Below are 25,984 nucleotides of genomic sequence, written 5' to 3'. Positions count from 1 at the left end.
GACCGGGGTCCCGAGGCGGTCACCGCTCAGCCGCCGGAGGTGTCCAGCTCCGCGTCCTCGCTCACGCCCGCGCAGTCGTAGGGGTCCTTCAGCCAGCCGTCCGGCAGCACCACCCGGTTGTTGCCGGACGTGCGGCCGCGGGGCCCGTCCGCGCCGGCCGGCCACGGCTGGTCGAGGTCCAGCTCGTCCAGGCCCGCCCGCAGCTCCGCCAGCGAGGACGTGATCGCGAGCCGCTTGCGCATCTCGGAGCCGACCGCGAAGCCCTTCAGATACCAGGCGACGTGTTTGCGGAAGTCGACGACCCCCTTGGACTCGTCGCCGATCCACTCGCCGAGCAGGGTGGCGTGCCGGACCATGACGTCGGCGACCGCACGCAGGTCCGGCCGGGCCACGTCCTCGGCGCGTCCCTCGAACGCCGCGACCAGGTCGGAGAACAGCCACGGCCGCCCGAGGCAGCCGCGCCCCACGACCACCCCGTCGCAGCCGGTCTCGCGGACCATCCGCAGCGCGTCCCCGGCCGACCAGATGTCGCCGTTGCCGAGCACCGGGATCTCCGGCACATGCTCCTTCAGCCGGGCGATCGCGTCCCAGTCGGCGGTGCCGCCGTAGTGCTGGGCGGCCGTACGGCCGTGCAGGGCGATCGCCGTGACGCCCTCCTCGACCGCGATGCGGCCGGCGTCGAGGTAGGTGATGTGGTCGTCGTCGATGCCCTTGCGCATCTTCATGGTGACGGGGAGGTCACCGGCGCCGCTCACGGCCTCCCGGAGGATCGCCCGCAGCAGGTTCCGCTTGTACGGCAGCGCGGAGCCGCCGCCCTTGCGGGTGACCTTCGGGACGGGGCAGCCGAAGTTCAGGTCGATGTGGTCGGCCAGGTCCTCCTCCGCGATCATGCGGACGGCCTTGCCGACGGTCGCCGGGTCGACGCCGTACAGCTGGATCGAGCGCGGCTGCTCGCTCGCGTCGAACCTGATCAGCTGCATGGTCTTCTCGTTGCGCTCGACCAGCGCCCGGGTCGTGATCATCTCGCTCACGAACAGGCCCTTGCCGCCGGAGAACTCCCGGCACAGCGTGCGGAAGGGCGCGTTGGTGATCCCCGCCATGGGGGCGAGCACGACGGGCGGCGTCACGGCGTGCGGGCCGATGGAGAGGGGGTGGGTCATCAGAGGGCTCCGAAGCGAACGGGTCGGGCGTACGGCGGATACGACACGGGACAAGGAACCATTGTCCCTCATCGGGGCCGTCACCCGTCCGCCAGCTCCGCCAGCCGCTCCAGCCGCTCCTCGGTCTCCTCGTCGGCGGGGATGTACGCGACCACCCGGTGGGCCGGTGACTGCGGGGCCAGCCACATGGTGCGGTGTTCGAGGCGGACCAGGCCGACCACCGGGTGCCGGTACCGCTTGACGTGCGGGGACAGCGGCGCGACCTCGTGCCGTTCCCACAGCGCGCGGAACTCCTCGGAGGCGGCCAGCAGCCGGTCCCGGTGCTCCTTCCACACGGGCTCGGCGACATGCTCGGCCATCGCCACCCGGTACTTGGCGATCAGGTCGCGCAGCATCTCGTCCCGGTCGAGGAAGTCCCGCTTCCAGCGCGCGCTGGTGGCCAGCAGCCACAGACAGTTGCGGTCGGCCACCGGGAGTTCGGTGAGGTCGCCGAAGAGCTGGGCGAAGGGGCGGTTGGCGGCGAGGACGTCGTAGCGGGCGTTCTGCAGGGAGGCGGGGTAGGGCGCGAGCCGTTCGACGACCTTACGCGCGGAGGTGGAGACGACCGGGCACTCGGGGTCGATGCGCGGGTCCGTGGTCCCGGCGAGGGCGAAGAGGTGGGCGCGCTCGGTGGGGTCCATGAGCAGGGCGCGGGCGACCGCGTCGAGCACCTGCGCGGAGACATGGGTGGCGCGGGCCTGCTCGATCCACGTGTACCAGGTGACCCCGACCGCGGAGAGCTGGGCGACCTCCTCGCGGCGCAGGCCGGGCGTGCGGCGGCGCGGGCCGCGCGGCAGGCCGACCTGTTCCGGGGTGACGCGCTCGCGGCGGCTGCGCAGGAAGGCGGCCAGTTCCCGGCGCCGGATGTGCTGCGCCCTGGGGGGCTCGGTGCGGTGTTCCGGCGCTGCGATGGTCATGCGGCAAGGGTGCCGTCCCGTCGTAGGCCGGTTCCAGTTGGTGCCGGTACCTGGATGACCACCGCCTGGTACCCCGCTGGGAGCTGCCGGAGAGTCGGGGCGTGACCACGACGACCCCTGTGCGTACCGGAGCCCCGCCCCGCGGCCTGACGGCCCTCGGCCTGCTCACCCTTCTGCTCGGGACCGCGCTGCCGATGATCGACTTCTTCGTCGTCAACGTCGCCCTGCCGGCGATCGAGCGCGATCTGCACGCTCCGCCGGCCACGCTGGAGATGGTGGTGGCCGGATACGCGGTGGCGTACGCGGTGCTGCTGGTCCTCGGTGGCCGGCTCGGCGACACCTACGGCCGGCGGCGGCTGTTCCTGTGGGGCGTGTCCGCCTTCGGGCTGACCTCGCTGGCCTGCGGACTGGCGCCGGGCGCCTGGTGGCTGGTGGCGGCGCGGGTCGCGCAGGGTGCCGCCTCGGCGGCGCTGCTGCCGCAGGTGCTGGCCACCATCCACGCGACGACGTCCGGTGAGCGGCGGGCCCGGGCGGTGGCCCTGTACGGCTCGGTCGGCGGGGTGTCCGTCGTGCTCGGGCAGGTGCTGGGCGGGATGCTGGTCGCCGCGGATCTGGCGGGGACGGGCTGGCGTGCGGTGTTCCTGGTGAACGTGCCGGTGGCCGTCGCCGCCCTGGCCTGTGCGCTGCGGTCGGTGCCGGACAGCCGGTCCGAGCGGCCCGCGCGCGGTGATCTCGCCGGTACGGCGCTGCTGGCGGCGGCGCTGATCGCGCTGCTGCTGCCACTGACCGAGGGCCGGGCGGCGGGCTGGCCGCTGTGGTCGGTGCTGCTGCTGTGCGCGGCGCCACTGCTCGCGGCGGGGTTCTACCTCGCGCAGCGGCGGGACGAGCGGGCCGGCCGGAGCCCGCTGCTGCCGCCGTCCCTGCTCACCGCCCCCGAGGTGCGCCGGGGCCTGCTGCTGGGGCTGCCGGTGTTCGTCGGCTTCGCCGGGTGGATGTTCGTGAGCGCGGTGACCCTGCAGGAGGGCCTGGGCTACGGGCCGCTGCGGGCGGGGCTGACGCTGGTGCCGATGGGGGTGGCACAGTTCGCCGCGTCGATGCTGGCGCCGCGTGCGGTGCGGCGGTGCGGCGGGCGGGCGGTGACGCTGGCCGCGGTGGTGCACATCGCGGGGCTGGTGACGGTGACGGCGACCGTGCTGCTGGGCCCCTGGCCGCGGCTGAGCCCCCTGGCCCTCTCCCCCGGCCTGGTGCTGTGCGGGCTGGGTCAGGGTCTGCAGCTGCCCCTGTACTACCGGATCCTGCTGGCGGCGATCCCGGCCCGGCTGGCGGGTGCGGGCAGCGGGCTCGCGGCGACGCTCCAGCAGTCGTGCCTGGCGGTCGGGGTGGCGACGCTCGGTTCACTGTTCCTGTCCCTCGTGCCCGGTGTCGGCATACGGGAGGCGCTGGCGGTGGTGCTGGCGGTGCAGGCCGTGGGGCTGCTGGGGCTGGGGCGGCTTGGCCTGCGGCTGCCCCGGGTACTGGGATAGCCGTCGGGCCGGCCGGCCCATGATCATGCACAGTACATCAATTAGGCACACTATTAGTTAGACGCACTATCGAAATGGGCGTACGATCCGAACCATGCCCGAGTCGAGTCACCGCCGCCGTCTGCTCGTGCTCGCGATCTGCTGTATGAGCCTGCTGATCGTGAGCCTGGACAACACCGCGCTGAACGTGGCGCTGCCGTCCATGCAGCGCGATCTGCACACCACCACCTCCGGTCTGCAGTGGACGATCGACGCCTACACGCTGGTGCTCGCCTCGCTGCTGATGCTCGCGGGCTCGACGGCCGACCGCATCGGCCGCAAGAAGGTCTTCATGACCGGCCTGACGGTGTTCACCCTCGGCTCCGTGCTCTGCTCCGTGGCCCCGAACCTGGCCCTGCTGGTGGTGTTCCGCATGGTGCAGGCGATCGGCGGTTCGATGCTCAACCCCGTCGCCATGTCGATCATCACCAACACCTTCACCGACGCCCGGGAGCGGGCCCGGGCGATCGGCGTGTGGGGCGCGGTGGTCGGTATCTCCATGGCGGCGGGCCCGCTGGTCGGCGGTCTGCTCGTGCAGTCGGTGAGCTGGCGCGCGATCTTCTGGGTCAACCTCCCGGTCGGCCTCGCGGCCCTCCTGCTCACCCTCCGTTTCGTCCCCGAGTCCCGCGCGCCCAAGGCCCGCCGCCCCGACCCGGTCGGCCAGCTCCTGGTCATCGCCCTGTTCGGTTCGCTGACATACGCGATCATCGAGGCGCCGGCCTCGGGCCCGGCCGCCGTGGCCCCCTACTTCGCGATCGCCTTCGCGGCCCTCGCCGGCCTGCTGTGGTACGAGCCCCGCCGCGCCGAACCCCTCATCGACCTGCGCTTCTTCCACTCGGCGCCGTTCAGCGGGGCCACGGTGATAGCGATCAGCGCGTTTGCGGCGCTCGGCGGCTTCCTGTTCCTGTCGACGCTCTATCTGCAGAACGTCCGCGGTCTCGACGCCCTGCACGCGGGCCTGTGGATGCTGCCGATGGCCGCGCCGACGTTCCTGTGCGCGCCGCTGTCCGGCCGCCTGGTGGGCAGCCGCGGCCCGCGCCTGCCCCTGCTGGTGGCCGGTACGGCGATGACGGCGAGCGGCGTCCTCTTCGCGGCCTTCGAGGCGGAGACCGCCAACGCCACCCTCCTCATCGGCTACGTCCTCTTCGGCGTCGGCTTCGGCTTCGTGAACGCGCCGATCACCAACACGGCCGTCTCCGGAATGCCGCGCGCCCAGGCCGGCGTCGCCGCCGCGGTCGCCTCGACGAGCAGGCAGCTGGGGCAGACGCTCGGCGTCGCGGTGGTCGGCGCGGTCCTGGCCTCCGGCATCGGCACGTCCCCGTACCGGTCCGTGTTCGTCTCGGCGGCCCGCCCCGGCTGGTGGATCCTCACCGCCTGCGGCCTGGCGGTCCTCCTGCTCGGCCTGCTCACCAGCGGCCGCTGGGCCCACCGCACCGCGGAACGCACGGCCGGGAAACTGGAGTCGGCCCAGATCCCCCGGCCGGTGGAAGCGGCTCAGGACGCCTGACCGCCGCCGGACCCGTCCAGACGGAACGGGGAACCCTCGGTCGTCGGGGACCAGCCCGCGCCCAGGGCCCGCCGGACGGCCCGGGCCACCTCGGACGGGAGGACCGGGACGGCGTCGTGCCCCAGCAGGTTGCCGGGGTGGGGACGGCCGGTCGTGACGATCAGCGTCGCGCCGGGAGTGTCCGCGTGCTCGACCGCGAAGGTGCCCGCGGTCCAGCCCATGGCCTGGGCGTAGGTCGGCCTGCGGCGCACGCGCCAGCGGTAGGCCGTGCCGTCGACGACGATACGGCGGGCTCCCCCGCGAGGCAGCGCCATCGGCCGCTCAGACCCCGGCCCCGGTGGCGCGGGCGAGGTCGTACAGCCTCTCCAGCCGCTCGCGGGACTCCTCGTCGGCCGGGGTGTACGTCACCATGCGGGCGCCCAGTTCGGGGCCCAGCCACAGGTCCGTGTGCTCCAGCTTGAGGTGCCCGACGTGGGCGTTGAGGAACTCCTTGGTCTTGGAGCGGACGCCCACCACCTCGTAACGCTGCCAGTTCTCGCGGAACTTCGGGGACTCCTCCAGGCGCTTGAGCAGCATCTTCCAGGCCGGCTCGCCGAGGTGGCCGGCCAGGGACGCGCGCAGCCGGGCCGCCATCAGGCGCTGGGTCTCCTCCAGGTGCACGACCGACGCCTGCCACTCCTTGTTCGTGTACACGAGGAGCATGCAGTTGCGGTCCTGCGCCGGCAGCGCGTCCAGGTCGCACAGGAGGCGCCCGTAGGTGCGGTTGTGGGCGAGGATGTCGTACCGGCTGTTCTGGACGCAGGCCGGGATCGGCTCCAGCTGGCGCAGCATCGCGCGCAGCGCCGGGGTGACGCTCGGGCAGTTCGCGGCGGGGGTCGGATCGGTGGCGCCGGCCAGCTGGAAGAGGTGGGCGCGTTCGCTGGCGTCCAGCATCAGGGTGCGGGCCAGGGCGTCCAGGACCTGGACGGAGACCTGGATGTCCCGGCCCTGTTCGAGCCAGGTGTACCAGGTGACTCCGACCGCGGACAGCTGCGCGACCTCCTCCCGGCGCAGGCCGGGGGTGCGGCGGCGGGCGCCGCGCGGCAGGCCCACCTGCTCGGGGGCGATGCGCTCGCGGCGGCTGCGCAGGAACGCGGCCAGCTCGTGCCGCCGGATCTCCGAGCCCCTGGGCCGCGGTGCGGCGGTCTCCCGGTTCGTGGCCGTCGTCGTCATGGGTCCAGGGTGCCCGCATCCTGATCCTGTTGCCAGGTAGTTCTTCTACCAGGATCAGGACACTCTGGTACCCGTCTGGGCGGTGGCGCAGGCTCGGGGCCATGAGTCAAACCGTCACCACCCGGGCCGTTCCCGCGACGGCCGCGCCGCCCGCACTCGGCGGGCTCGGGCTGTTCACCGTTCTGCTGGCCGCGGCCCTGCCGCTGGTCGACTTCTTCATCGTCAACGTCGCCCTGCCGGCCATCGGCGCCGACCTCGCCGCGGGCGAGGCCGTGCTGGAACTGGTCGTGGCCGGGTACGGGGTCGCCTACGCCGTGCTGCTGGTGCTCGGCGGGCGGCTCGGGGACCTGTTCGGGCGGCGCCGGCTGTTCCTCGGCGGCATGGCCGCGTTCGGGCTGACCTCGCTGGCCTGCGGGCTGGCGCCCGGCGCCTGGAGCCTGGTCGCGGCGCGGGTCGCGCAGGGCGCCTCGGCCGCCGCGATGCTGCCGCAGGTGCTCGCCACCATCCAGGCCACCACGCACGGCCCGCGCCGCGCGAAGGCCATGAGCCTGTACGGCGCCACGGCCGGGCTGTCCATGGTCGCGGGGCAGATACTCGGCGGGGTGCTCGTCGCCGCCGATGTCGCCGGGACCGGCTGGCGGTCGGTGTTCCTCGTCAACGTGCCCGTGGTCGTGGTCGGTCTCGTCCTCGCCGTGCGCGTCGTGCCGGAGACGCGCTCGCCGCGCCCGGAGCCCGTCGACGGTCCCGGCACCGTTCTGCTCGCCGTGTCCCTGCTGACACTGCTCGCCCCGCTCACCGAGGGCCGGGCGGCGGGCTGGCCGCTGTGGACGTGGCTGTCGCTGGCGGCGTTCCCGTTCGCCGCCGGCGCGTTCTGGGCCGTGGAGCGGCGGGCCGACCGGGCGGGCCGGACCCCGCTGGTGCCGCCGAGCCTGCTGGCGCTGGCCTCGCTGCGGCGGGGCCTGGTGCTGATGGTGCCGTTCTCCGTCGGCTTCAGCGGGTTCATGTTCGTGATCGCGCTGGCGCTGCAGCAGGGCGCCCGGCTCGGGCCGGTGGCGGCCGGGCTGGCCCTCGCGCCGATGGCCGTGGTGTTCCTGTTCGTCTCCCTCGCCGGACCCCGGCTGATCGCCCGCTACGGCAGCCGGGCCGTCACCGCGGGATCCGTCGTGCAGGGCGTGGGCGTGCTGCTGATCGTGCTGGCCGCCTGGCGGGACTGGCCGCGTCTGGACGTCGGCTCGCTGCTGCCGGGCGCGGCCGTGGCCGGTGCCGGGCAGGCGCTCCAACTGCCCAACGTGCTGCGGATCGTGATGTCCGAGGTGCCGCCGGACCGGGCCGGCGTGGGCGGGGGTGTGATGGTCACCACCCAGCAGTCCGCGCTCGCCCTCGGCGTGGCCACGCTCGGCACCCTGTTCCTCACCCTCGTACCGCACCTCGGCATGCGGGACGCCCTGGTCACCACGCTGCTGGTACAGCTGGCCGGGATCGTGGTGACCGGCCTGCTCAGCCTGCGCCTGCCCCGCGAGGTCGGCTGAACCCGGCCGCTCGGCCGCGCCGACCCACGCGGAGGACAGCCCTGCACACGAGACCGACCGACCCGAACGGCGCGGCCGGTGCGGCCGGTACGCCGGTCGGGGGGGGCCAGCCCGCCGGGCGGCGGGTGCGGCCAGTGCGGCCGGTCCCGCCGATACGGCCTGTGCAGCCGGTGCCGCCAGTACGCCGGCACGGCCGGTGCGGCCGGTGCGGCCGGTGCGGCCGGTAGGCCGGTGCCGCTGATGCTGCCGGCACGGCCGGTGCGCCGGTAACGGCCAGTGCCGCCGGCGTGCCCGCTGCCGCCGATATGGCCAGTACTGCAGGTTGACCGGGGTGGCCGGTGCCGCCAGTACCACCGGTGTCGCTGGTGCCGGCCAGGGCCGCCAGTACAGCCGGTGCCACCGGCGTGGCCGGTACCGCCAGCGCCGCCGCTACCACCGGCATGGTCGGCGCCACCGGTGGGGCCCGTGCGGCGACACAGCCGGTACGGCCGGTGCCGCAGTACAGTCGGTGCAGCCAGCGCCGCTGGTGCGCGCGGGGCCGCCGATACGGCCAGCCCTACAGGCTCCACCGGCGTGGCCGGTACCACCAGCGCCGCCGCCACCACCGGCATGGTCGGCGCCACCGGTGGGGCCCGTGCCGCCGACACAGCCGGTACGGCCGGTGCCGCAGTACAGTCGGTGCGGCCAGTGCCGCTGGTGCGCGCGAGGCCGCCGATACGGCCAGTCCTGCAGGTTTCGCCGGGGTGGCCGGTACCACCAGCGCCGCCGCCACCACCGGCATGGTCGGCGCCACCGGTGGGGCCCGTGCCGCCGACACAGCCGGAACGGCCGGTGCGGCCAGTGCCGCCGATACAGCCGAAGCCGCCGGTGTGGCCGGTGCCGCCGATACAACCGGAACGGCCGGAACGGCCGGTGCGGCCAGTGCCGCCGATACAGCCGAAGCCGCCAGTACCGCCGGTGTGGCCGGTGCCGCCGGTACCACCGGTACCACCGATGCTGCCAGTACCACCGGTGCTGCCGAAGCACGTCGCCCCCTGGCTGGCGCCGGGCCCGCCGCCGGCCTGAGCGGTCCCACAGGGAGCCGTCCCACCGGGAGCCGTCCCACCGAGAGCGTCCCTCTGAGAGCGGGGTCCCTCCGAGAGCCGAGAGCCCTCCCGCCGGGAGCCGCCGCACCAAAAGCGCCCCTTCGAGAGCTCTCCCGCCGGGAGCCGGGGACCCTCCAGCGGGAGCCGTCCCACCGGGAGCCCTCCCGCCGCGTGGCCCGCCCGTCCTCGGAAGCGGAGTCAGGGGGCTTTCGGGCGGCCCCGGTTGGCCGAGTCCGGCGGCCCCGGTTGGAGGAGTTCGAGTGGCCCGCACCTCCGCGGGCCTTCGATACTCCTGGCAGGAGACCTTGCAATGCCTCCGACCCGCCTCTTCCTCCCGCGGGCTCACCACGCCGGGGCGCGGCAAGGGGCGTCCCCCTGTGTCTCGGCAGATCGCGGATCCCCGCCCGGGCATCGTGCGGTCGCTGCACCCTCATGGCAGGAAGGCACCAGAATGTCACTTCTGACGCATGCGGCGCGTCGTGTCCGCCCAGTCACAGCCGCCCTCACCACCGCGACAGCCCTCCTCATCGCCTGCGTCGTCCAGACGTCACCGGCGACCGCGGCGACGGCGGCGGCGACGACGACGGCATCCCGGCCGACGGGCTCGCAGGCGGACGCCCGGGCCGACGGGGGTGCGCCGTCGGGCATCTCCACCCTCTCCGACAAGTGGAACCGGCCCTGGGCCATCACCTTCCTGCCGAACGGGATGTTCGCGCTGGTGACCGAGCGCTTCACGTCCACCGTGCATCTCCTGGGACGGGACGGCTCCAAGAAGATGGTGGGCACGGTACCCAACACGGTGGTCCCCGACGTCGATCCCACGAAGGGCTCGGGCGGACTGCTCGGGGTCGCCCCGTCGCCGACCTGGAACGGCACCACGGACAAGGACGTGTTCTTCGTCCACACGGCCGCCGAAGGCACCCGGATCGTGAGGATGAAGTTCGACGGCAAGACGCTCACCGGCTACACCGTCCTGGTCGGCGGCATCAAGAGGGGCGCGGACCACAACGGCGGCAAGATCGCCTTCGGTCCCGACGGATACCTGTACGTGGCCACCGGCGACGCCCAGACCGGGAGCCTCGCGCAGAACAAGAACTCGCTCAACGGCAAGATCCTGCGCATCACCAAGACCGGCGCGGCGGCGCCCGGCAACCCGTTCGGCAACCGCGTGTACAGCCTCGGGCACCGCAACCCCCAGGGCTTCGCCTGGGACACCCGGGGCAGGCTGTGGGCGTCCGAGATCGGCGAGGCCAAGTGGGACGAACTCAATCTGATCAAGGCGGGAGCGAACTACGGCTGGCCCCTGTGTGAAGGCACCTGCGCCACGGCGGGAATGACGAATCCCAAGTTCGTCTGGAAGCCTGAGGACGGCGGCGTACCCGCCCAGGTCGCGATCGTGAACAACGTCGTCTACGTGACGACGCTGCGCGGAGAGCGACTGTGGCGGCTCCCGATCGACGGCACCGGCCAGGGGATCGGAGCAGCGAAGTCGTACTACGTCAACGCCTACGCGCGGCTGCGGGCCCTCACCAAGGTGCCCGACACCAACCAGCTGTTGATGGGCACGAGCGACCGCGGCACCGACAGGGACTTCGTCCTCAAAGTGACGATCAAGTAGCCCCCTCGCCGCCGCGAAGGGGTGGACCCCCCTCCCCGAAAGGAAGGTACCCACCATGAACGAAGTCATCGAGCAGCCGGAACAGCCGGTCAGGGCCACCGAGGCACCGGGCGACGCCGTCGTGTGGCAGACCCCGGACTACACGGTCGTCGACACCGCGCTGGAGGTCACGGCCTACTCCCTGACGGCGCGTTAGCCTGCCACCGACGGCGGCATCCCCAGTGGAACCGCGCGTGCCCCGGACGGCTCGGGGCACGCGCCCGTCCCCGAAGAGATGGTGATCGAGCAGTGTCCACGGCAGTCACCCCGGCCGCCGAGCCCTGGAGCCCCGCGGAGTTCGAGTCCCGCCTGCGCGCGGTGGGCCAGGAGCGGTACCACGACCGCCACCCCTTCAACGTGCGCATGCACACGGGCGCCCTGAGCCCCGCGGAGCTGCGCTGCTGGATCGCCAACCGTTTCCACTACCAGCGCCACATCCCCGTCAAGGACGCGCTGATCACCGCCAAGCTGGACACCCCGCTGCTGCGGCGGATGTGGCTGCGCCGGATCGAGGACCACGACGGGCGCCGGGAGGGCGAGGGCGGCATCGAGCGGTGGCTGCGGCTCGGGGAGGCGGCCGGCCTGGACCGGGAGACCCTCCTGTCCGGCCGGGCCGTCCTGCCGGGGGTGCGGCTGGCGGTGGAGGGCTATGTGAACTTCTGCCGCCTGCACGGGCCGCTGGAGGCGGTGGCCGCCTCGCTCACCGAGTTGTCCGCACCCGATCTGATGCGCCTGCGCATCGAGGCCTTCGAACGCCACTACCCGTGGATCGAGGCGGACGGACTGGCGTACTTCCGCACCCGCGTCGAGCAGGGCCGGCGCGACAGCGGCGAGGCGCTCGCACTCGTCCTGGACTGGGCGCGCACCCGCAGGGACCAGCAACGGGCGGTGGACGCGCTCTCCTTCAAGTGCGATGTGCTGTGGGCCCTGCTCGACGCCGTGCAGCAGGCCGGGCGGTCCCGGCCCGCCGACGACGGGGAACGGGACGGCCTGCGGGACCGGGTGCGATGACGGCGCCCCGGCGTGAGTGGTGCCCCGCCCTCCCCCCGGCCCTGACGCTGCGGCACGACACCGTACGCGGCACGGACCTGCTGGTCCTGCCGGAACGCGTCGTCGTCCTCAAGGGACACGCCGGCACGGTCCTCGGCCTGTGCGACGGCACCCGCACCGTACGCGGCATCGTCGACGCGCTGGCCGAACGCTTCCCCGGCGCGCCGGTGGCCGCCGACGTCCCCCTCTTCCTCGACCGCCTGCACCAGGAGGGCTGGCTCCGGTGACCGGCCCCTCGCGCCCCGAAAGCCCCGCCCCTCCCTGGGCCCTGCTCGCCGAACTCACCCACGCCTGCCCGCTGCACTGTCCGTACTGCTCCAACCCGCTGGAACTCGCGCGCCGTTCGAGCGAGCTGAGCACCGGGGAGTGGGCGGACGTGCTGCGCCAGGCAGGCGAGCTGGGCGTCGTCCACACGCATCTGTCCGGCGGTGAGCCCCTGTTGCGCCCCGACCTGGCGGACATCGTCGCCGCCGCCGAGGCCGCCGGGATCTACACCCAGCTCGTCACCAGCGGCACCGGCCTGGACGAAGCCAGGCTGGCCGCCCTCACCGCGGCCGGGCTGCGCAGCGTCCAGCTCTCCGTCCAGCACGCCGACACGCGCGCCAACGACCGCATCGCCGGGCGCCCGTCCTCCTTCGCCGCCAAGGAGGAGGCCGCGGCCCTCGTCCGCCGGGCCGGGCTCCCGCTGGGCCTCAACATCGTCCTGCACCGCGACAACCTGGACGCCGTCGGTGCCCTCATCGAGCTCGGCGTGGCCTGGGGCGTGGACCGGATCGAGCTGGCCAACACCCAGTTCTACGGCTGGGGTCTGCTCAACCGGGCGGCGTTGCTGCCCACCCGCGACCAGGTCACCCGCGCCCATGAGGTCGTCGAGGACTGGCGGGCGCGGCTCGCCGGCCAAGTCGAGCTGATCTGGGTCGTCCCCGACTACTTCGACGGCGTCGCCAAACCGTGCATGGGCGGCTGGGGGGCGGTCTCGCTCACCGTCGCCCCCGACGGGACGGTCCTGCCCTGTCCGGCCGCTGCCGCTCTGCCGGACCTCGCCGCGCCCAACGTCCGCGACCGTTCCCTGGCGTGGATCTGGGAACGGTCCCCGGCCTTCAACCGCTTCCGCGGCACCGACTGGATGACCGGCCCCTGCCGTGGCTGCCCCCGCCGGGAGGAGGACTTCGGCGGATGCCGCTGCCAGGCCTACGCCCTCACCGGCGACCCCGCACGCACCGATCCGGCCTGCGCGTTCTCCCCGGACCACGACCTCGTCCGCCGGCTGTCCGAAGCCGGCCCGGCCGAGCCCCCGCCGCCGTACACCTACCGCCGGCCCGGCGCGGCACCCGTGGCGCCGGCCTGAACCGGCCAAGGGGTGGCCGCGCGGGCCGTCCGGGCCGAGGCCACGGGTTGGACAACTCCGTGTGAAGCTCCCCCTGTTGATGTTCGTCCTGCTGCACACTCCTGTTCCGGCCGGGTGCCGGATCCGAGGAGGCGGGAGGCGTCATGCCGCAGGGCAACAGCACGAGCAAGGTCAGCCGCTGGGACCACCACGGCCGGGAGCACGTCGTCCGGGTCCTGCGCACGGGGGTGCAGCGCACCATCAGATGTGACACGTGCGGCTGGCGCCGAGGCGCCCAGTTCCTGCCGTGGCTGAAGGCGGAGGAGCATCTGGCCGAGGTCCACCAGGCGACGGTCGATCCGGCCACGGCCCGGCATTCGCCAAGGTAAGAACCTGGGCCGCCTGCACCCTGCTTGACCTGCGCTCTTACCCGACCGAGGGGCGCGCTCCGGCCCGTCTCGAGTGGCCGCTTTCCCAGAGCCGGGTCAGCCTGGGAAAGGTTCATCGAGCGACAGGAGACGAACATGACCTCGGTACTCCGCCACCACCGCTACGGCCGTACGCTGGGCGCTTGTGCCCTGTCCGTGGCGTTGCTCTCCGGCGGGACGGCCGGAGCCTTCGCCGCCACCAAGCCCAGCCCCACCGGCAGTCCCATGGGCAGTCCCACCAGCGCCATGGCATCGATCACCATCACGGCCGACAAGACCTCCGTCAAGGCCGGTGACACGGTGAAGTTCACGGGCCGCACCAAGGGCCTGAAAGTCGGTTCCCCGCTGGTGCTCCAGCATGAGAAGAACGGCAAGTGGGTCCCGCTGAAGGCGACTGCCAAGGTCAAGACCGGCAGCTCGTACGCCCTCACGGCCAAGCTCAACACGACGGGCACGGAGAAGCTGCGCGTCGCCAGCGCGACGATGCACGGAAAGGTCCACTCGCCCACCGTCACCGTGAAGGTGAGCTGAGCCCCCGTATCAGCAGGTCCACGACGGCCGTGAACTCCTCGTCGACGCCGGGAGCGGTCCATTCCCGGGCGTGACAGGGGTCGTGGAAACGGCCGGTGGCCTGGAAGACGGCTCGTGCCGCGGCGGCCGGGTCGGGCACCGGGAAGGTGCCCGACCCGGCCCCTGCCGTGATGATCCGGGTCAGCTGCGCGGTCAGGTCGGCGATGTGCTCCCCGACCACCGTGCCGTTCTCGTCGGTCAGCACCGTGTACGTGGCGAAGAGTTCGGGGTCGTCCCCGGCCTTGTGCCGCTTGGCCTCGAACAGGGCCCCGAGCCAGGCGCGCAGCCGCTTCTCGGGGCTTTCGTCCTGGTCGACGATGACCGCGAGTTTCTCCGACGTCCGGTCCAGCCAGCGCTTGGTGACCGCTTCGCGCAGGGCCGCCTTGGTGCGGAAGTGCCGGTAGACACTGCCGTGGCTGACGCCGAGCGCGCGGGCCACGTCGACCACGGTGGCCTTGGCCGGGCCGTGCCGGCGCAGCACCTCCTCGGTCGCTTCGAGGATGCGCTCGGCGGTCAGGGTCTCGCTGGTCGGTGCCATGCCCTAGACCGTACCCGCCTTCCCGGTCAGCGCTCGCTGTCGAGGTGGGCCAGCTGTGCGCTCGGGTAACGGTCGCCGGCCGCCGCGTCCGCCGGTACGGCCTCCTCGACGGCCGTCAGGTCGGCGGCGTCCAGGGTCACGTCCAGGGCGCCCAGCGACTCGCCGAGCCGCTCGCGGGTGCGGGCCCCGACGAGGGGGACGATGTCCTCGCCGCGCGAGAGCACCCAGGCGATCGCGATCTGCGCGACCGTCACGCCCTTCTGCTCGGCGATCTTGCGCAGGGCCTCGACCAGGTCCAGGTTGTGCCGGAGGTTCTCGCCCTGGAAGCGGGGCGAGTGGGCGCGGAAGTCGTTCGCGGCCAGCTGCCGGTCACGGGCGAAGTGGCCCGAGATCAGCCCGCGCGAGAGGACGCCGTAGGCGGTGACGCCGATGCCCAGCTCACGGGTGGTGGGCAGGATGTCCCGCTCGATGCCGCGGGAGATCAGGGAGTACTCGATCTGCAGGTCGGCGACCGGGGCGGTGGCGGCGGCCCGCCGGATGGTCTCGGCGCCGACCTCGCTCAGGCCGACGTGCCGGACGTATCCCTTCTCGATCAGTTCGGCGATCGCGCCGACGGTCTCCTCGATCGGCACGTCCGGGTCGAGGCGGGCGATCCGGTAGACGTCGATGTGGTCGACGCCGAGGCGCTGCAGGGAGTAGGCGGCGAAGTTCCGCACGGCGGCCGGGCGGCCGTCGTAGCCGCTCCAGTTGCCGTCCGGGTCGCGCAGGGCGCCGAACTTCACGCTGACCAGTGCCTGCTCGCGGCGGGCGGCCGGGGCGGTGCGCAGGGCCTCGCCGATCAGCATCTCGTTGTGTCCCATGGCGTAGAAGTCGCCGGTGTCCAGCAGGGTGACCCCCGCCTCCAGGGCGGCGTGGACGGTCGCGATGGACTCCGCGCGGTCGGCCTCGCCGTAGAGCGCGGACATGCCCATGCAGCCGAGGCCGAGGGCGGAGACCTGGGGGCCGGTGGTTCCGAGGGTTCGGGTTCGCATCGTCATGCCTTCACCTTGCCATGACAGCTGACAGATTTCAATATCTGTCATTCCACCTTTGTAACTCACCTGGGCGGGGCCGGGCCGGAAAAAAGCCCACCCACCCCGCCGACGAGTCGGATGGGTGGGTGGGCGAAAGACGGCTGAAGCGTTACCTCAGGCCTCAGCAGCCGAGCAGGCGCTGGGCCAGGTACCCCTCGATCTGGTCGAGCGACACGCGCTCCTGCTTCATGGAGTCCCGCTCGCGCACCGTGACGGCGTTGTCCTCCAGCGTGTCGAAGTCGACGGTCACGCAGTACGGCGTACCGATCTCGTCCTGGCGGCGGTAACGGCGGCCGATGGCGCCGGCGTCGTCGAACTCGATGTTCCAGTTCTGCCGCAGCGCCTGGGCGAGGCCCTTGGCCTTGGGCGACAGCTCGGGGTTGCGGGACAGCGGGAGGACGGCCACCTTCACCGGGGCGAGGCGGTGGTCGAGCCGCAGCACGGTCCGCTTCTCCATCTTGCCCTTGGCGTTCGGCGCCTCGTCCTCGACGTAGGCGTCGAGCAGGAAGGCCAGCATGGTGCGGCCGACACCCGCCGCCGGCTCGATGACGTACGGCGTCCAGCGCTCGCCGGCCTCCTGGTCGAAGTAGGAGAGGTCCTGGCCGGAGGCCTTGGAGTGGGCGCCGAGGTCGTAGTCGGTGCGGTTGGCGACACCCTCCAGCTCACCCCACTCGCTGCCGCCGAACCGGAAGCGGTACTCGATGTCGGCGGTGCGCTTGGAGTAGTGGGAGAGCTTCTCCTTCGGGTGCTCGTACCAGCGCATGTTCTCCTCGCGCAGGCCCAGGCCGGTGTACCAGTTCCAGCGCTGCTGCATCCAGTACTCCTGCCACTTCTCGTCCTCGCCCGGCTTGACGAAGAACTCCATCTCCATCTGCTCGAACTCGCGGGTGCGGAAGATGAAGTTGCCGGGCGTGATCTCGTTGCGGAAGGACTTGCCCATCTGCGCGATGCCGAACGGCGGCTTGCGGCGCGAGGTGGTCTGCACCTGGGCGAAGTTGGTGAAGATGCCCTGGGCGGTCTCCGGGCGCAGGTAGGCGACCGAACCGCTGTCCTGCGTCGGACCGAGGTGCGTCGACAGCAGGCCCGAGAACTGCTTGGGCTCGGTGAACTGGCCCTTGTTGCCGCAGTTGGGGCAGTTGATGTCGGCCAGGCCGTTCGCCGGGGCGTGACCCTTCTTCTCCTCGTACGCCTCTTCCAGGTGGTCGGCGCGGAACCGCTTGTGGCACGCGGTGCACTCGGTCAGCGGGTCCGTGAAGGTGGCGACGTGGCCGGAAGCGACCCAGACCTCGGGGGCCAGGATGACGGACGAGTCGATGCCGACCACGTCCTCGCGCGACGTCACCATGTAGCGCCACCACTGACGCTTGATGTTCTCCTTGAGCTCGACACCCAGCGGCCCGTAGTCCCAGGCGGCACGCTGTCCGCCGTAGATCTCACTGCACGGGAAAACCAAGCCACGGCGCTTGCTCAGGCTGACGATGGTGTCGATCTTGTCGGCGGCCACGGTGCTCTCTTCATTACGACGACGGGCGTTGAAGCGAGATGCTTCCAGCGAATGATTCAGGTTACCGGCGCGGGCTCCCCGACGACCAAATCGTCCCCCGCTCCCGCACCACCCCGGACCGTTGTTGACAACGGTTTCCATTTTTGTTGAAAATGACTGTCATGAACGTACGACGACGCCTCATATCCGCCGTCGCGGCCACCGCCGTGACCGCCCTCGGCCTCGGCACCCTCACCGGCTGCTCCGGGGGCACGGCCGCGGCCAACACGGACAGGTTCGACGTCGTCGCGTCGTTCTACCCGATGGCCTTCCTCGCCGAGCGCATCGGCGGGGACCACGTCCACGTCACCAGTCTGACCACCCCCGGCCAGGAACCGCACGACCTGGAGATCAGCCCCCGGCAGATCGCGATGCTCCAGGACTCCGACGCGGTGCTGTACCTGAAGAACCTCCAGCCCTCCGTCGACGACGCGGTGGCCCAGTCCCCGGTGCGGACGAAGATCGACGCGGCCTCGCTGACCACGCTGGAGGAGCACGGCAACGAGGTCGGCGGGCACGCGGCCGCGCACGACACCCACCAGGGCGAGGGGGCCGGCGGCAAGGACCCGCACATCTGGCTCGACCCGGTGCGCTACGCCCAGGTCGCCCAGGGGGTCGGCAAGGCCTTCGCGAAAGCCGACCCGAAGCACGCCGCCGACTACAGGAAGAACACCGCCGCCCTGGTCGCGCGGCTGAACGGCCTGGACCGGCAGTTCCGGGACGGCCTGGCGCACACGAAGACCAAGGTCTTCATCACCACCCACGCCGCCTTCGGCTATCTCGCCGAGCGCTACGGCCTGACCGAGGAGGCCATCAACGGCCTCGACCCCGAGTCCGAGCCCAGCGCCGCGCGCGTGAAGGACCTGGAGCGGACGGCGAAGGCCGACGGCGTCTCCACCGTCTTCTACGAGACGCTCGTCAGCGACAAGACCGCCAAGACCCTCGCCGACGACTCCGGGCTGAGGACGGACGTCCTGGACCCGCTCGAGGGCATCACCGCCAAGTCCCGCGGCAAGGACTACTTCACCGTCCAGCAGGCCAACCTCAAGGCGCTCCAGCAGGCGCTGGGCGCCAAATGAGCAGCACGGGAGACGAGATGACCAGTGAGCCCAGCGAACCCGTCATAGCCCTGCGCGGGGTCACCGCCGAACTCGGCGCGCGCCCCGTACTGCGCGGCATCGACCTCACCGTCGGCCGCGGCGAGGTCGTCGCGCTGCTCGGCGCCAACGGCTCCGGCAAGTCCACGGCGATCCGCACGATCATCGGCCAGGTACCGGTCAGCGGCGGCACCATCGAGCTGTTCGGCACGCCGCGCCGCGCCTTCCGCGCCTGGGCGCGCGTGGGCTACGTACCGCAGCGCACGACGGCCGCGGGCGGCGTCCCCGCGACGGTCACCGAGATCGTGTCGTCCGGGCGCCTCTCGCGCACCCGCTTCGGCATCTTCCGCAGGGCCGACCGGGACGCCGTACACCGGGCCCTGGAACTGGTCGGCATGGCCGACCGCGCCAAGGACTCGGTGAACGCCCTCTCGGGCGGCCAGCACCAGCGGGTGCTGATCGCCCGCGCCCTCGTCGCCGAGCCCGAACTGCTGATCATGGACGAGCCGATGGCGGGCGTGGACCTGGCCAGCCAGGAGGTGCTCGCCCGGACCCTGCGGGAGCAGGTGGCCGCCGGTACGACGGTCCTGCTGGTCCTGCACGAACTCGGGCCCCTGGAGCCCCTGATCGACCGGGCGGTCGTGCTGCGCGACGGCTGCGTCCTGCACGACGGGCCGCCGCCGCACGCGGTCGGCCAGCACGCCCTGCCCGGCCACGACCACGTACACCCGCACGCCCCCGTGGACACCGAACCGGTCCGCACCGGACTGCTGAGCTGATGGGCCTGTGAGCTGATGGACCTCCTGAACTACGCCTTCATGCAGCGGGCGCTCATCGCGGCCGTCCTGGTCGGCATCACCGCGCCCGCGATCGGCATCTACCTCGTCCAGCGCCGCCAGCCCCTGATGGGCGACGGCATCGGACACGTGGCGATGACCGGCGTCGGCCTCGGCTTCCTGCTGCACGCCTCGCCGGTGTGGATGGCCACTGCCGTCTCCGCGCTCGGCTCGGTGCTGATGGAGCTGATCCGCTGGTACGGCAGGACCCGCGGCGACATCGCCCTCGCGATGCTCTTCTACGGCGGCATGGCCGGCGGCGTGATGTTCGTCAACCTCGCGCCCGGAGGTTCCAACGCGAACCTGACGTCGTACCTGTTCGGCTCCCTGTCGACGGTCTCCCCGTCGGACATCACGGCGATCACGGTGCTCGCGGCGTTCGTCGTCGTGGTCACCCTCGGGCTGCGCCGCCAGCTGTTCGCGGTCAGCCAGGACGAGGAGTTCGCGCGGGTCACCGGGCTGCCGGTGCGCGCCCTGAACCTGCTCATCGCGGTCACCGCGGCCGTCACGGTCACCGTCGCCATGCGGGTGGTCGGCCTGATCCTGGTCTCCGCGCTCATGGTGGTGCCGGTCGCCGCCGCACAGCAGCTCAGCCGCAGCTTCGCGGTGACCTTCGCGATCGCCGTCGCCATCGGCGTCGGCGTGGCGATCGGCGGCACGATCACCTCGTACTACCAGGACGTCCCGCCCGGCGCGACGATCGTCCTGCTGACCATCGCCGCGTTCGTGGCGTTCACGGCCCTGGCCACCCCGCTGGCCCGCCGACGCGCCCGCGCGGCGGCCGCCGCACACCCGGCCGGGGATCCGGCCGAGTGCACGATTCCGGCCATGCGAGGGACCGGGGAGGAGATCGGCGTCTGACCGCTGACGGTCCGGACTGGCACAATGGCCGCCCGGGCAGAAGCGAGACGTGAGGAGACAACGGTGACGACCGCTGGACCGCCCGTGAAGGGCCGCGCGACCCGCCAACGGGCAGCCGTGGCGGCGGCCCTGGACGAGGTCGAGGAGTTCCGCAGCGCGCAGGAACTGCACGACATGCTCAAGCACAAGGGCGACTCGGTCGGGCTCACCACCGTCTACCGCACGCTGCAGTCCCTCGCCGAGGCCGGCGAGGTCGACGTCCTGCGCACCTCCGACGGCGAGTCCGTCTACCGCCGCTGCTCCTCCGGCGAACACCACCACCACCTGGTCTGCCGCACCTGCGGCAAGGCGGTGGAGGTGGAGGGCCCGGCCGTGGAGAAGTGGGCCGAGGCGATCGCGGCGGAGCACGGGTACGTCAACGTGGCGCACACGGTGGAGATCTTCGGCACATGCGCCGACTGTGCCGGGGGCTGATCCTCCGGCCCGGCGTCAGCCGCGCCCGAAGCACCGCTCCAGTTCGTCGAGGTCGTAGAAGGCGCTGCCTTCGGCGATCGGGCGGCATCCTGTCCTGAAGGCCGTCTCCTGCTCGTTGTAGAGCATGCGGACCAGGTACCGGTCGTCCTTCCTGAACACGTCCCACTGGATGTTCGCCCCCAGGGGAGCCACCGCCGCGCCCCGCCAGGGATTGCCGCCGTACGTGTACGGCTCCCCCGGCGTGGCTGGTTCCGTGCTGCCCGGCAGGCCCATCAGCGCGGCCAGCGGGATGATCTCCTCGGCGTGGGTGAAGCGCAGTTCGGCCCCGAGATCACTGGTCCCGGCCCGCTTGGCCTCGGCCTGCCGGAAGAAGTCGTCCAGCAGGACGTCCGCCATCCGGTAGGTGATGTCGCTGTCGGAGAACCCGGGACCCTTCTCGTAGAAGTCCTCGGCGTCGGAGAGGTAGCCGAACCAGGCCGCGTCCGAGCGGGAGACGTAGCGGTCCATGCCCCAGCCCCTGCCGTCCGGGTCGGGGCTCTCCTCGATCATCGCGGGCGCGATGGCGTACAGGTCGTAGACGGCCTGGGCGACGCCGACCTGGCCGGTGATCCGGTCGACGAAGGCGTCCTTGAAGATCCGCCGCAGCACACTGCGCGCGGCCTCGTGCGTCCGGGGCTGGTCGGTGATCGCGTTCAGGGTGTCCTTGAGGCGCTGGTCGTGGGCGATGTAGTCGCGGTACGCCGCACCACCCGCCGCCTTGTGGAAGTACAGCAGGTCCTTGTCGGTGCGGGTCGCCCCGATCAGCGGCTTCAGGGCGGGGTCGGCGGCGGCGAGGGCGCCGGTGTACTCGCTCGCGCTGTCCACGGCCCGCCCCTGCCCGGAGCTGACCACATCGATCTTCTCGCCCTGGCCGGCGATGTCCTCGAACAGCGTGGGCAGGCGCTGCTCCATGCGCGTCGCGGTGTCCCGCATCTCCTGCCGGCCGCGCCCGCTGAGGTTGCCGTACCCGACCTTCTCCATGGCTGCCGTCAGCGCCCGCACCGTCGGCCCGAACTCCTCACCCCTGCCGGTGAGTTGGCCCTCCTCCCGGGCCTGGTCCCACAGCCCGAGGACCAGGTCGCCGTCCGCGCTGTCGGTCGCCGCACGGGAGCCGTGCCGCGAGACGTTCTCGGTGAAGACGGGCTCGAAGCCGGCCGGGGGCCGCTGGTACGTGTGCCCGCTCTGCTCGGGCTCGTACGGGGCCTTGGTGCCGTAGCTCTCGCGGTGCGCGGGGCCGTCGGCGGCGTGCGCGGGCAGCGCGGCGAGCAGCAGGGCGCCGAGGGCGAGGACAGGGGTGAGACGTCTCATGAGTCCCGCATCCTCGGCTGCCCGGATGAACCCCCGGTGGCTACGAGGTGGAGTCGCCCCTCATCGCGGCTTCCATCGCGAGGAGTTCCTCGTTCGGGACGGCACCGCCGAACCGCCGGTCCCGGGAGGCGAACTCGACGCAGGCCCGCCACAGGTCACGGCGGTCGAAGTCGGGCCACAGCACGTCCTGGAAGACCATCTCGGCGTACGCGCTCTGCCAGAGCAGGTAGTTGGAGGTGCGCTGCTCCCCGCTGGGGCGCAGGAACAGGTCCACGTCCGGCATGTCCGGGTAGTACAGGTACTTCTGGATGGTCTTCTCGTTGACCTTCGCCGGGTCCAGCCGTCCCGCCTTCACGTCCTCGGCCAGTGCCTTCGCGGCGTCGGCGAGCTCGGCCCGGCCGCCGTAGTTCATGCAGAAGTACAGCGTGAGCAGGTTGTTGTCCTTGGTCTGCTCCTGGGCGATCTGCAGCTCCTTGGCGACCGACTTCCACAGCCTGGGCATGCGCCCCACCCAGCGCACCCGGATGCCGAGCCCGTCGAGCTGGTCGCGGGTCTTGCGGATGAAGTCCCGGTTGAAGTTCATCAGGAAGCGGACCTCGTCGGGCGACCGCTTCCAGTTCTCGGTGGAGAAGGCGTACAGGGAGATGTTGCGCACACCGATCTCGATGGAGCCCTGGAGGACGTCGAGCACCCGCTCGGCGCCCACCTTGTGCCCTTCCGTGCGCGGCAGGCCCCGCTCCTTGGCCCATCGCCCGTTGCCGTCCATGACGATCGCCACGTGGTTGGGGACGAGTTCACCCGGCAGCTTCGGCGCACGCGCACCGGACGGGTGCGGCTCCGGCGCCTTGTACTCGCGCCGCTGGCGACCCAGGATCCCGCGTACGACCATGTGCTTCTCGTCTCCCTCTTACTTCTCGACGTACCTGAGCGAACGCAGTCCGCGCTCCAGATGCCAGTGCAGGTAGGCGGACACCAGCCCGCTGCCCTCGCGGACGTACCGGGCCTCGCAGGCGTCCGCCGTCTCCCAGTCTCCCGTAAGCAGCGCCCCGAGCAGTACCAGGGTCTGCGGCGACGGTACGACACTCCCGGGCACCCGGCAGTCGACGCAGACGGACCCGCCCGAGGCCACGGAGAAGAACCGGTTGGGTCCGGGCATCCCGCACTTCGCGCAGTCGCCGAAACTCGGGGCGTACCCGTTGACGGCGAGGGAGCGCAGCAGAAAGGCGTCGAGCACGAGATGGGGGGCGTGTTCCCCGCGGGCGAGCGTCCGCAGCGCCCCGACGAGCAGCAGGTACTGCTGCACGGCCGGCTCGCCCTCGTGGTCGGTGAACCGTTCGGCCGTCTCCAGCATGGCCGTCCCGGCGGTGTACCGGGCGTAGTCGGTCACGATCCCGCCACCGTACGGCGCGATGGTCTCGCTCTGCGTGCACAGCGGGAGTCCGCGCCCGACCAGCTCACTCCCCCGCGCGAAGAACTGCACGTCGACGTGGGAGAAGGGTTCCAGCCGGGCCCCGAACTTCGACTTGGTACGCCGCACCCCGCGCGCCACTGCCCGTACCCGGCCGTGACCCCGCGTGAGCAGCGTGATGATCCGGTCCGCCTCACCCAGCTTCTGGGTGCGCAGCACGATGCCGTCGTCGCGGAACAGACTCATGGATCCATTCTGAACCACTCCGGGTGGCGCCCGCGCAGATCCGCCATCGCGGGCAGGAACGCGCGCAGTGCCCGCCGCACCGGCGTCGGAGAATCCTCCCGGAATTCCAGGCTGCGGTGTCCGTGGATGACGTGGGTGATGAAGGCGACGTTGTTGTCCGGCCATTGCCCCTCAGGGCCGGGCACACCGCTGGCGTAACTCCTCTGCGAGGTGGTCAGGGCCACGCTCTGCAGCTCGGAGTAGGGGATGCTCATCCGGGCGGCGGAGGACTTCAGACACAGGTCTGTCTTCGTGAAGGTCACCGCTCCCTTCTTGGCATAGCGTGAGGGGAGCTGTCCGATCAAGGGACCGCCGTCGGGCAGGACGGTGACGCCCTGCCGCGCCAGGAGCAGGCGCAGGGCGTCGACGAACTCCGTGGGCTCGGCGCGCCTCTCCTCAATGTGGGCGTCGACCTCCGCCCTGTCCCATCCCCAGAACCACCTGCCTGGCACGGTACGGAAGTGGGGTGACACGGCCTGCCAGCCGAGACGGGGGTCTTCGACCTTCGCGATGACGCCCTCCATCTGCCCCTTGACCGCCCCGATCCGGTATCCCCCGCCCTTGACGGTGGTGAACTTGAGTTCGTCGGAGCGGGCGTCCGGAGAAGGCGCCGGGTCCGGCTCGGCGGGGAGAACACGCCGAGGTGGCACGGCGGGCCGGGCGTCGACGGCGCGGTTGCGGACCCAGGGCTCTTCCGCCTGGGTGTTGAGCGCCTTGTACTGGGGCGTGGAGCCGATGCGCTGCTTCAGGACGTGCCGCCAGACGCCGTGGACGCTCAGCGTCGGGCCCGCCCCGGGGATGCCCTTCTGCAGGGCTTCGATCAGTGCACCGGTGAACAGCGGATAACTCCCGGCCGGCGTGTACGACTTTTCCGTGCCCGACGCCGACGTCATCACGTAGCCGCCGAAGTCCGTGTCGTCGCCCTCACCCGGATCACCTTCGCCCGCCCCCTGCTCGACCAGCAGGTTCGCCAGGTCGTAGCGCTCCAGGACGGCGGCGGAACCGCCGCCCATGGACGTGGCCAGGCCGCTGTAGCAGCAGTCGAGGAACATCATGCGACGGCGTGCTGGAAACTCCTCGTGCCTGACCATGTCGCGCAACGCCGCATACCGCAGCGTCCCGATCGTCAGGTGGTCCTTGTCGGCATCGGCCAGTGCCAGGTACAGCTCTTTGCTTCTGCACTCCCGCAGGCCGTGGCCCCCGAAGTAGACGAGCAGCGTCTCGGTCGCCGCCTCCCCCGCGTTCCGGACCTCCTTGAGGATGCGGCCTGCGGAGACCTCACCGCGAAGGACGGTGACGTTGTCCCGGGGCAGGCCCCAGACCGTGGGGTCGCGCAGCAGATCGGCCAGTCTGTCGACACCGAGTGCCACACCGGGCAGCGGGGTGAGGTGCTCGTAGTCGTCCACTCCGACGAGGACGGCGCGGCTTCGTCGCGGGTCAGGAAGGAGCACGGCCGGGCACCTCTCCGTCCTGCACCGGCACGAGACCCAGCTCCCGTGCCACCCGGATCGCGTCCTCCTGCGTCTCCTCGTTGATGAAGTAGCGGTTCCCGCCATGCTCCACCACGAGTCGTGCGGTCTCCCGTTCCCGCCGGGGCAGCGCGGGGCGGAACGCGACCCACAGTCCGATCACCCCGGTCAGGAAGGAACCGGAGGCCTCGGCAAAGCTGATCCAGTACATCGGGTCCGAGGACATGGCGCCGTCGGCGGGCGCGACGCGCACCCGCCGCATGACGGCCGACCGGCCGAGCCGGCGGTCCTCGGCGACCCAGTCGGCGAACGACTCCGTCCACCCCTCGGTGTCACTCCGCTCGTCGGTCACGCCGTCACCGGACGGACGGACGCGCGCGACCCTGACTCGTATCTCCATGCGTGAGCCCCCTCCACATACCCCCGGCCGCTCCCCCGAGCGGCTCGGCTCAATGTAGGGCGTGCCCGCCACACATGTCTTGATATCTGGGGAGATGGTTAGAGCAGCTCGCCGCGGCTTCGGGCGTTGGCGTGCGCGGTCGCCGCGCTCAGCCGCTCGGCGGGGGTGGCGGTGCGCAGCGCGCCCGGCTCCGCGTCCCACTCCCGCCCACCGCCGTACGGTCTCAACTGCACGTACGGCCCCTCGTGCCCCATGACGATGCCGACCCTGTCGGTACGGGTGTCCATCACGTGGCTGCCTACGGGCGGCTTCACCGCGCCATCCCCGTCAGGACGGCCGCGAGCCGCCGTGCGGTGTCCACGGAACACCGGCCCAGTTCGACCAGCGGACAGGGCGCCTCCCGCGCGAGACTCACCGGGTCCAGCCCGAGTGACGGCAGCACGATCCCGGCCTCCCCGAAAGCCGACCGCAATTCCTCCAAGGTGTCCTCCGCCTCTTCGACACACAATGCCGAGTGTGTGGTCCGTCGCGCCTTCACCGTGCTCCCCTTCCTTTCGGAGTTTCACGCTTCGCACACCCAGAGTGACTCTCCGCCACTACACTCGCCAGG

The 25,984-nt window shown here is 71.8% G+C and carries 28 protein-coding genes; 14 read left to right on the top strand and 14 right to left on the bottom strand.

Annotation, left to right across the window (positions count from 1 at the left end):
* Nucleotides 1-26 precede the first annotated feature (26 nt).
* Both dusB and IO33_RS0101035 read right to left on the bottom strand, forming a co-directional pair.
* On the bottom strand, nt 27-1,160 hold the full coding sequence (gene dusB, locus IO33_RS0101040; RefSeq protein WP_031158950.1) for a tRNA dihydrouridine synthase DusB: 1,134 nt from the start codon (nt 1,158-1,160) through the stop codon (nt 27-29).
* 80 nt (nt 1,161-1,240) lie between these two features.
* On the bottom strand, nt 1,241-2,116 hold the full coding sequence (locus IO33_RS0101035; protein ID WP_031158947.1) for a helix-turn-helix transcriptional regulator: 876 nt from the start codon (nt 2,114-2,116) through the stop codon (nt 1,241-1,243).
* A gap of 101 nt (nt 2,117-2,217) precedes the next feature.
* On the opposite strand from IO33_RS0101035, the gene IO33_RS0101030 reads away from it, so the two are divergent.
* Together IO33_RS0101030 and IO33_RS0101025 are read left to right on the top strand one after the other, a co-directional pair.
* Nucleotides 2,218-3,639: an MFS transporter gene (locus IO33_RS0101030; protein WP_037684691.1), complete on the top strand. Its 1,422-nt coding sequence runs from the start codon at nt 2,218-2,220 to the stop codon at nt 3,637-3,639.
* A gap of 94 nt (nt 3,640-3,733) precedes the next feature.
* Nucleotides 3,734-5,185, top strand: coding sequence for an MFS transporter (locus IO33_RS0101025; protein ID WP_031158942.1), 1,452 nt, complete (start codon nt 3,734-3,736; stop codon nt 5,183-5,185).
* On the opposite strand, the gene IO33_RS0101020 is transcribed toward IO33_RS0101025, so the two are convergent.
* Complete coding sequence (locus tag IO33_RS0101020) at nt 5,173-5,499, bottom strand: hypothetical protein (RefSeq protein ID WP_031158939.1); 327 nt, start codon at nt 5,497-5,499, stop codon at nt 5,173-5,175. The genes IO33_RS0101025 and IO33_RS0101020 overlap by 13 nt on opposite strands.
* A 7-nt stretch (nt 5,500-5,506) precedes the next feature.
* On the bottom strand, nt 5,507-6,397 hold the full coding sequence (locus IO33_RS0101015) for a helix-turn-helix transcriptional regulator (protein WP_031158937.1): 891 nt from the start codon (nt 6,395-6,397) through the stop codon (nt 5,507-5,509).
* A 101-nt stretch (nt 6,398-6,498) separates the two neighbouring features.
* Between IO33_RS0101015 and IO33_RS0101010 the strand changes: the two genes are divergently transcribed.
* The 8 genes from IO33_RS0101010 (at nt 6,499) to IO33_RS0100975 (ending at nt 14,004) form a co-directional block, all read left to right on the top strand.
* Nucleotides 6,499-7,926 (top strand): MFS transporter, encoded by a 1,428-nt coding sequence (locus tag IO33_RS0101010; protein ID WP_031158935.1) that lies wholly within the window; start codon nt 6,499-6,501, stop codon nt 7,924-7,926.
* Between the two features lie 1,536 nt (nt 7,927-9,462).
* On the top strand, nt 9,463-10,629 hold the full coding sequence (locus IO33_RS0101005; RefSeq protein WP_078963235.1) for a PQQ-dependent sugar dehydrogenase: 1,167 nt from the start codon (nt 9,463-9,465) through the stop codon (nt 10,627-10,629).
* A 55-nt stretch (nt 10,630-10,684) separates the two neighbouring features.
* A complete protein-coding gene (gene pqqA, locus IO33_RS0101000) occupies nt 10,685-10,825 on the top strand; it encodes a pyrroloquinoline quinone precursor peptide PqqA (protein WP_031158930.1) in 141 nt (46 codons plus the stop codon).
* Nucleotides 10,826-10,917: 92 nt separating this feature from the next.
* Nucleotides 10,918-11,679: a pyrroloquinoline-quinone synthase PqqC gene (gene pqqC, locus IO33_RS0100995; RefSeq protein WP_051926346.1), complete on the top strand. Its 762-nt coding sequence runs from the start codon at nt 10,918-10,920 to the stop codon at nt 11,677-11,679.
* Nucleotides 11,676-11,945 (top strand): pyrroloquinoline quinone biosynthesis peptide chaperone PqqD, encoded by a 270-nt coding sequence (gene pqqD, locus IO33_RS0100990; RefSeq protein ID WP_031158925.1) that lies wholly within the window; start codon nt 11,676-11,678, stop codon nt 11,943-11,945. The genes pqqC and pqqD overlap by 4 nt, the downstream gene beginning before the upstream one ends.
* Nucleotides 11,942-13,066 carry a pyrroloquinoline quinone biosynthesis protein PqqE gene (gene pqqE, locus IO33_RS0100985; RefSeq protein ID WP_031158923.1) on the top strand — a complete coding sequence of 375 codons (1,125 nt, stop codon included), beginning with the start codon at nt 11,942-11,944 and terminating at the stop codon, nt 13,064-13,066. The genes pqqD and pqqE overlap by 4 nt, the downstream gene beginning before the upstream one ends.
* Nucleotides 13,067-13,209: 143 nt before the next feature.
* Entirely contained in the window at nt 13,210-13,434 is a 225-nt protein-coding gene (locus IO33_RS0100980; protein ID WP_031158921.1) for a hypothetical protein, read from the top strand.
* 135 nt (nt 13,435-13,569) lie between these two features.
* Complete coding sequence (locus tag IO33_RS0100975; RefSeq protein ID WP_031158919.1) at nt 13,570-14,004, top strand: hypothetical protein; 435 nt, start codon at nt 13,570-13,572, stop codon at nt 14,002-14,004.
* On the opposite strand, the gene IO33_RS0100970 is transcribed toward IO33_RS0100975, so the two are convergent.
* The 3 genes from IO33_RS0100970 to IO33_RS0100960 all read right to left on the bottom strand — a co-directional run bounded on the left by IO33_RS0100970 (nt 13,985) and on the right by IO33_RS0100960 (nt 17,158).
* On the bottom strand, nt 13,985-14,581 hold the full coding sequence (locus tag IO33_RS0100970) for a TetR family transcriptional regulator (protein ID WP_031158917.1): 597 nt from the start codon (nt 14,579-14,581) through the stop codon (nt 13,985-13,987). The genes IO33_RS0100975 and IO33_RS0100970 overlap by 20 nt on opposite strands.
* Nucleotides 14,582-14,607: 26 nt before the next feature.
* Nucleotides 14,608-15,618, bottom strand: coding sequence for an aldo/keto reductase (locus IO33_RS0100965; RefSeq protein WP_031158915.1), 1,011 nt, complete (start codon nt 15,616-15,618; stop codon nt 14,608-14,610).
* Nucleotides 15,619-15,775: 157 nt separating this feature from the next.
* The gene (locus tag IO33_RS0100960; RefSeq protein ID WP_031158912.1) at nt 15,776-17,158 is read right to left on the bottom strand and encodes a glycine--tRNA ligase; all 1,383 of its coding nucleotides are present in this window, start codon (nt 17,156-17,158) and stop codon (nt 15,776-15,778) included.
* Between the two features lie 161 nt (nt 17,159-17,319).
* Here IO33_RS0100960 and IO33_RS0100955 point away from each other — a divergent pair, with 161 nt between their 5' ends.
* The 4 genes from IO33_RS0100955 (at nt 17,320) to IO33_RS0100940 (ending at nt 20,465) form a co-directional block, all read left to right on the top strand.
* Complete coding sequence (locus IO33_RS0100955) at nt 17,320-18,276, top strand: metal ABC transporter substrate-binding protein (RefSeq protein WP_031158910.1); 957 nt, start codon at nt 17,320-17,322, stop codon at nt 18,274-18,276.
* A gap of 17 nt (nt 18,277-18,293) precedes the next feature.
* The gene (locus IO33_RS0100950) at nt 18,294-19,073 is read left to right on the top strand and encodes a metal ABC transporter ATP-binding protein (protein WP_031158908.1); all 780 of its coding nucleotides are present in this window, start codon (nt 18,294-18,296) and stop codon (nt 19,071-19,073) included.
* Between the two features lie 15 nt (nt 19,074-19,088).
* Entirely contained in the window at nt 19,089-19,991 is a 903-nt protein-coding gene (locus tag IO33_RS0100945) for a metal ABC transporter permease (RefSeq protein ID WP_031158906.1), read from the top strand.
* 63 nt (nt 19,992-20,054) lie between these two features.
* Nucleotides 20,055-20,465 (top strand): Fur family transcriptional regulator, encoded by a 411-nt coding sequence (locus IO33_RS0100940; RefSeq protein WP_031158904.1) that lies wholly within the window; start codon nt 20,055-20,057, stop codon nt 20,463-20,465.
* Nucleotides 20,466-20,480: 15 nt separating this feature from the next.
* Here the strand turns inward: IO33_RS0100940 and IO33_RS0100935 are convergent, their stop codons facing one another.
* From IO33_RS0100935 to IO33_RS53985, 7 genes are all read right to left on the bottom strand, one after another.
* Nucleotides 20,481-21,812 (bottom strand): histidine-type phosphatase, encoded by a 1,332-nt coding sequence (locus IO33_RS0100935; protein ID WP_031158901.1) that lies wholly within the window; start codon nt 21,810-21,812, stop codon nt 20,481-20,483.
* 40 nt (nt 21,813-21,852) lie between these two features.
* Complete coding sequence (locus IO33_RS0100930) at nt 21,853-22,701, bottom strand: isoprenyl transferase (RefSeq protein ID WP_031158899.1); 849 nt, start codon at nt 22,699-22,701, stop codon at nt 21,853-21,855.
* Between the two features lie 18 nt (nt 22,702-22,719).
* On the bottom strand, nt 22,720-23,466 hold the full coding sequence (gene recO, locus IO33_RS0100925) for a DNA repair protein RecO (RefSeq protein WP_014672589.1): 747 nt from the start codon (nt 23,464-23,466) through the stop codon (nt 22,720-22,722).
* Entirely contained in the window at nt 23,463-24,956 is a 1,494-nt protein-coding gene (locus IO33_RS0100920) for a caspase family protein (RefSeq protein ID WP_157857780.1), read from the bottom strand. Before IO33_RS0100920 ends, recO begins: the two co-directional genes overlap by 4 nt.
* Nucleotides 24,943-25,374, bottom strand: coding sequence for a hypothetical protein (locus tag IO33_RS50225; RefSeq protein ID WP_031158893.1), 432 nt, complete (start codon nt 25,372-25,374; stop codon nt 24,943-24,945). The genes IO33_RS0100920 and IO33_RS50225 overlap by 14 nt, the downstream gene beginning before the upstream one ends.
* A gap of 98 nt (nt 25,375-25,472) precedes the next feature.
* A complete protein-coding gene (locus tag IO33_RS0100910; RefSeq protein WP_031158891.1) occupies nt 25,473-25,688 on the bottom strand; it encodes a hypothetical protein in 216 nt (71 codons plus the stop codon).
* Nucleotides 25,685-25,816, bottom strand: coding sequence for a hypothetical protein (locus tag IO33_RS53985; RefSeq protein ID WP_425347946.1), 132 nt, complete (start codon nt 25,814-25,816; stop codon nt 25,685-25,687). The genes IO33_RS0100910 and IO33_RS53985 overlap by 4 nt, the downstream gene beginning before the upstream one ends.
* Nucleotides 25,817-25,984 lie beyond the last annotated feature (168 nt).

This window comes from Streptomyces durhamensis, from assembly GCF_000725475.1.
In the GTDB taxonomy this organism is placed as follows: Bacteria; Actinomycetota; Actinomycetes; order Streptomycetales; family Streptomycetaceae; genus Streptomyces; species Streptomyces filipinensis.
The sequence above is the reverse complement of the archived record's forward strand: the minus strand, read 5'-3'. Positions and strand labels throughout refer to the sequence as shown.

Excerpts from the sequence above, each read along its gene's own strand:
- dusB (WP_031158950.1), bottom strand. The coding sequence starts at position 1,160 with ATGACCCACCCCCTCTCCATCGGCCCGCACGCCGTGACGCCGCCCGTC.
- IO33_RS0101035 (WP_031158947.1), bottom strand. The coding sequence starts at position 2,116 with ATGACCATCGCAGCGCCGGAACACCGCACCGAGCCCCCCAGGGCGCAG.
- IO33_RS0101025 (WP_031158942.1), top strand. The coding sequence starts at position 3,734 with ATGCCCGAGTCGAGTCACCGCCGCCGTCTGCTCGTGCTCGCGATCTGC.
- IO33_RS0101020 (WP_031158939.1), bottom strand. The coding sequence starts at position 5,499 with ATGGCGCTGCCTCGCGGGGGAGCCCGCCGTATCGTCGTCGACGGCACG.
- IO33_RS0101015 (WP_031158937.1), bottom strand. The coding sequence starts at position 6,397 with ATGACGACGACGGCCACGAACCGGGAGACCGCCGCACCGCGGCCCAGG.
- IO33_RS0101010 (WP_031158935.1), top strand. The coding sequence starts at position 6,499 with ATGAGTCAAACCGTCACCACCCGGGCCGTTCCCGCGACGGCCGCGCCG.
- IO33_RS0101005 (WP_078963235.1), top strand. The coding sequence starts at position 9,463 with ATGTCACTTCTGACGCATGCGGCGCGTCGTGTCCGCCCAGTCACAGCC.
- pqqA (WP_031158930.1), top strand. The coding sequence starts at position 10,685 with ATGAACGAAGTCATCGAGCAGCCGGAACAGCCGGTCAGGGCCACCGAG.
- pqqD (WP_031158925.1), top strand. The coding sequence starts at position 11,676 with ATGACGGCGCCCCGGCGTGAGTGGTGCCCCGCCCTCCCCCCGGCCCTG.
- IO33_RS0100980 (WP_031158921.1), top strand. The coding sequence starts at position 13,210 with ATGCCGCAGGGCAACAGCACGAGCAAGGTCAGCCGCTGGGACCACCAC.
- IO33_RS0100975 (WP_031158919.1), top strand. The coding sequence starts at position 13,570 with ATGACCTCGGTACTCCGCCACCACCGCTACGGCCGTACGCTGGGCGCT.
- IO33_RS0100970 (WP_031158917.1), bottom strand. The coding sequence starts at position 14,581 with ATGGCACCGACCAGCGAGACCCTGACCGCCGAGCGCATCCTCGAAGCG.
- IO33_RS0100965 (WP_031158915.1), bottom strand. The coding sequence starts at position 15,618 with ATGACGATGCGAACCCGAACCCTCGGAACCACCGGCCCCCAGGTCTCC.
- IO33_RS0100955 (WP_031158910.1), top strand. The coding sequence starts at position 17,320 with ATGAACGTACGACGACGCCTCATATCCGCCGTCGCGGCCACCGCCGTG.
- IO33_RS0100950 (WP_031158908.1), top strand. The coding sequence starts at position 18,294 with ATGACCAGTGAGCCCAGCGAACCCGTCATAGCCCTGCGCGGGGTCACC.
- IO33_RS0100945 (WP_031158906.1), top strand. The coding sequence starts at position 19,089 with ATGGACCTCCTGAACTACGCCTTCATGCAGCGGGCGCTCATCGCGGCC.
- IO33_RS0100935 (WP_031158901.1), bottom strand. The coding sequence starts at position 21,812 with ATGAGACGTCTCACCCCTGTCCTCGCCCTCGGCGCCCTGCTGCTCGCC.
- IO33_RS0100930 (WP_031158899.1), bottom strand. The coding sequence starts at position 22,701 with ATGGTCGTACGCGGGATCCTGGGTCGCCAGCGGCGCGAGTACAAGGCG.
- recO (WP_014672589.1), bottom strand. The coding sequence starts at position 23,466 with ATGAGTCTGTTCCGCGACGACGGCATCGTGCTGCGCACCCAGAAGCTG.
- IO33_RS50225 (WP_031158893.1), bottom strand. The coding sequence starts at position 25,374 with ATGGAGATACGAGTCAGGGTCGCGCGCGTCCGTCCGTCCGGTGACGGC.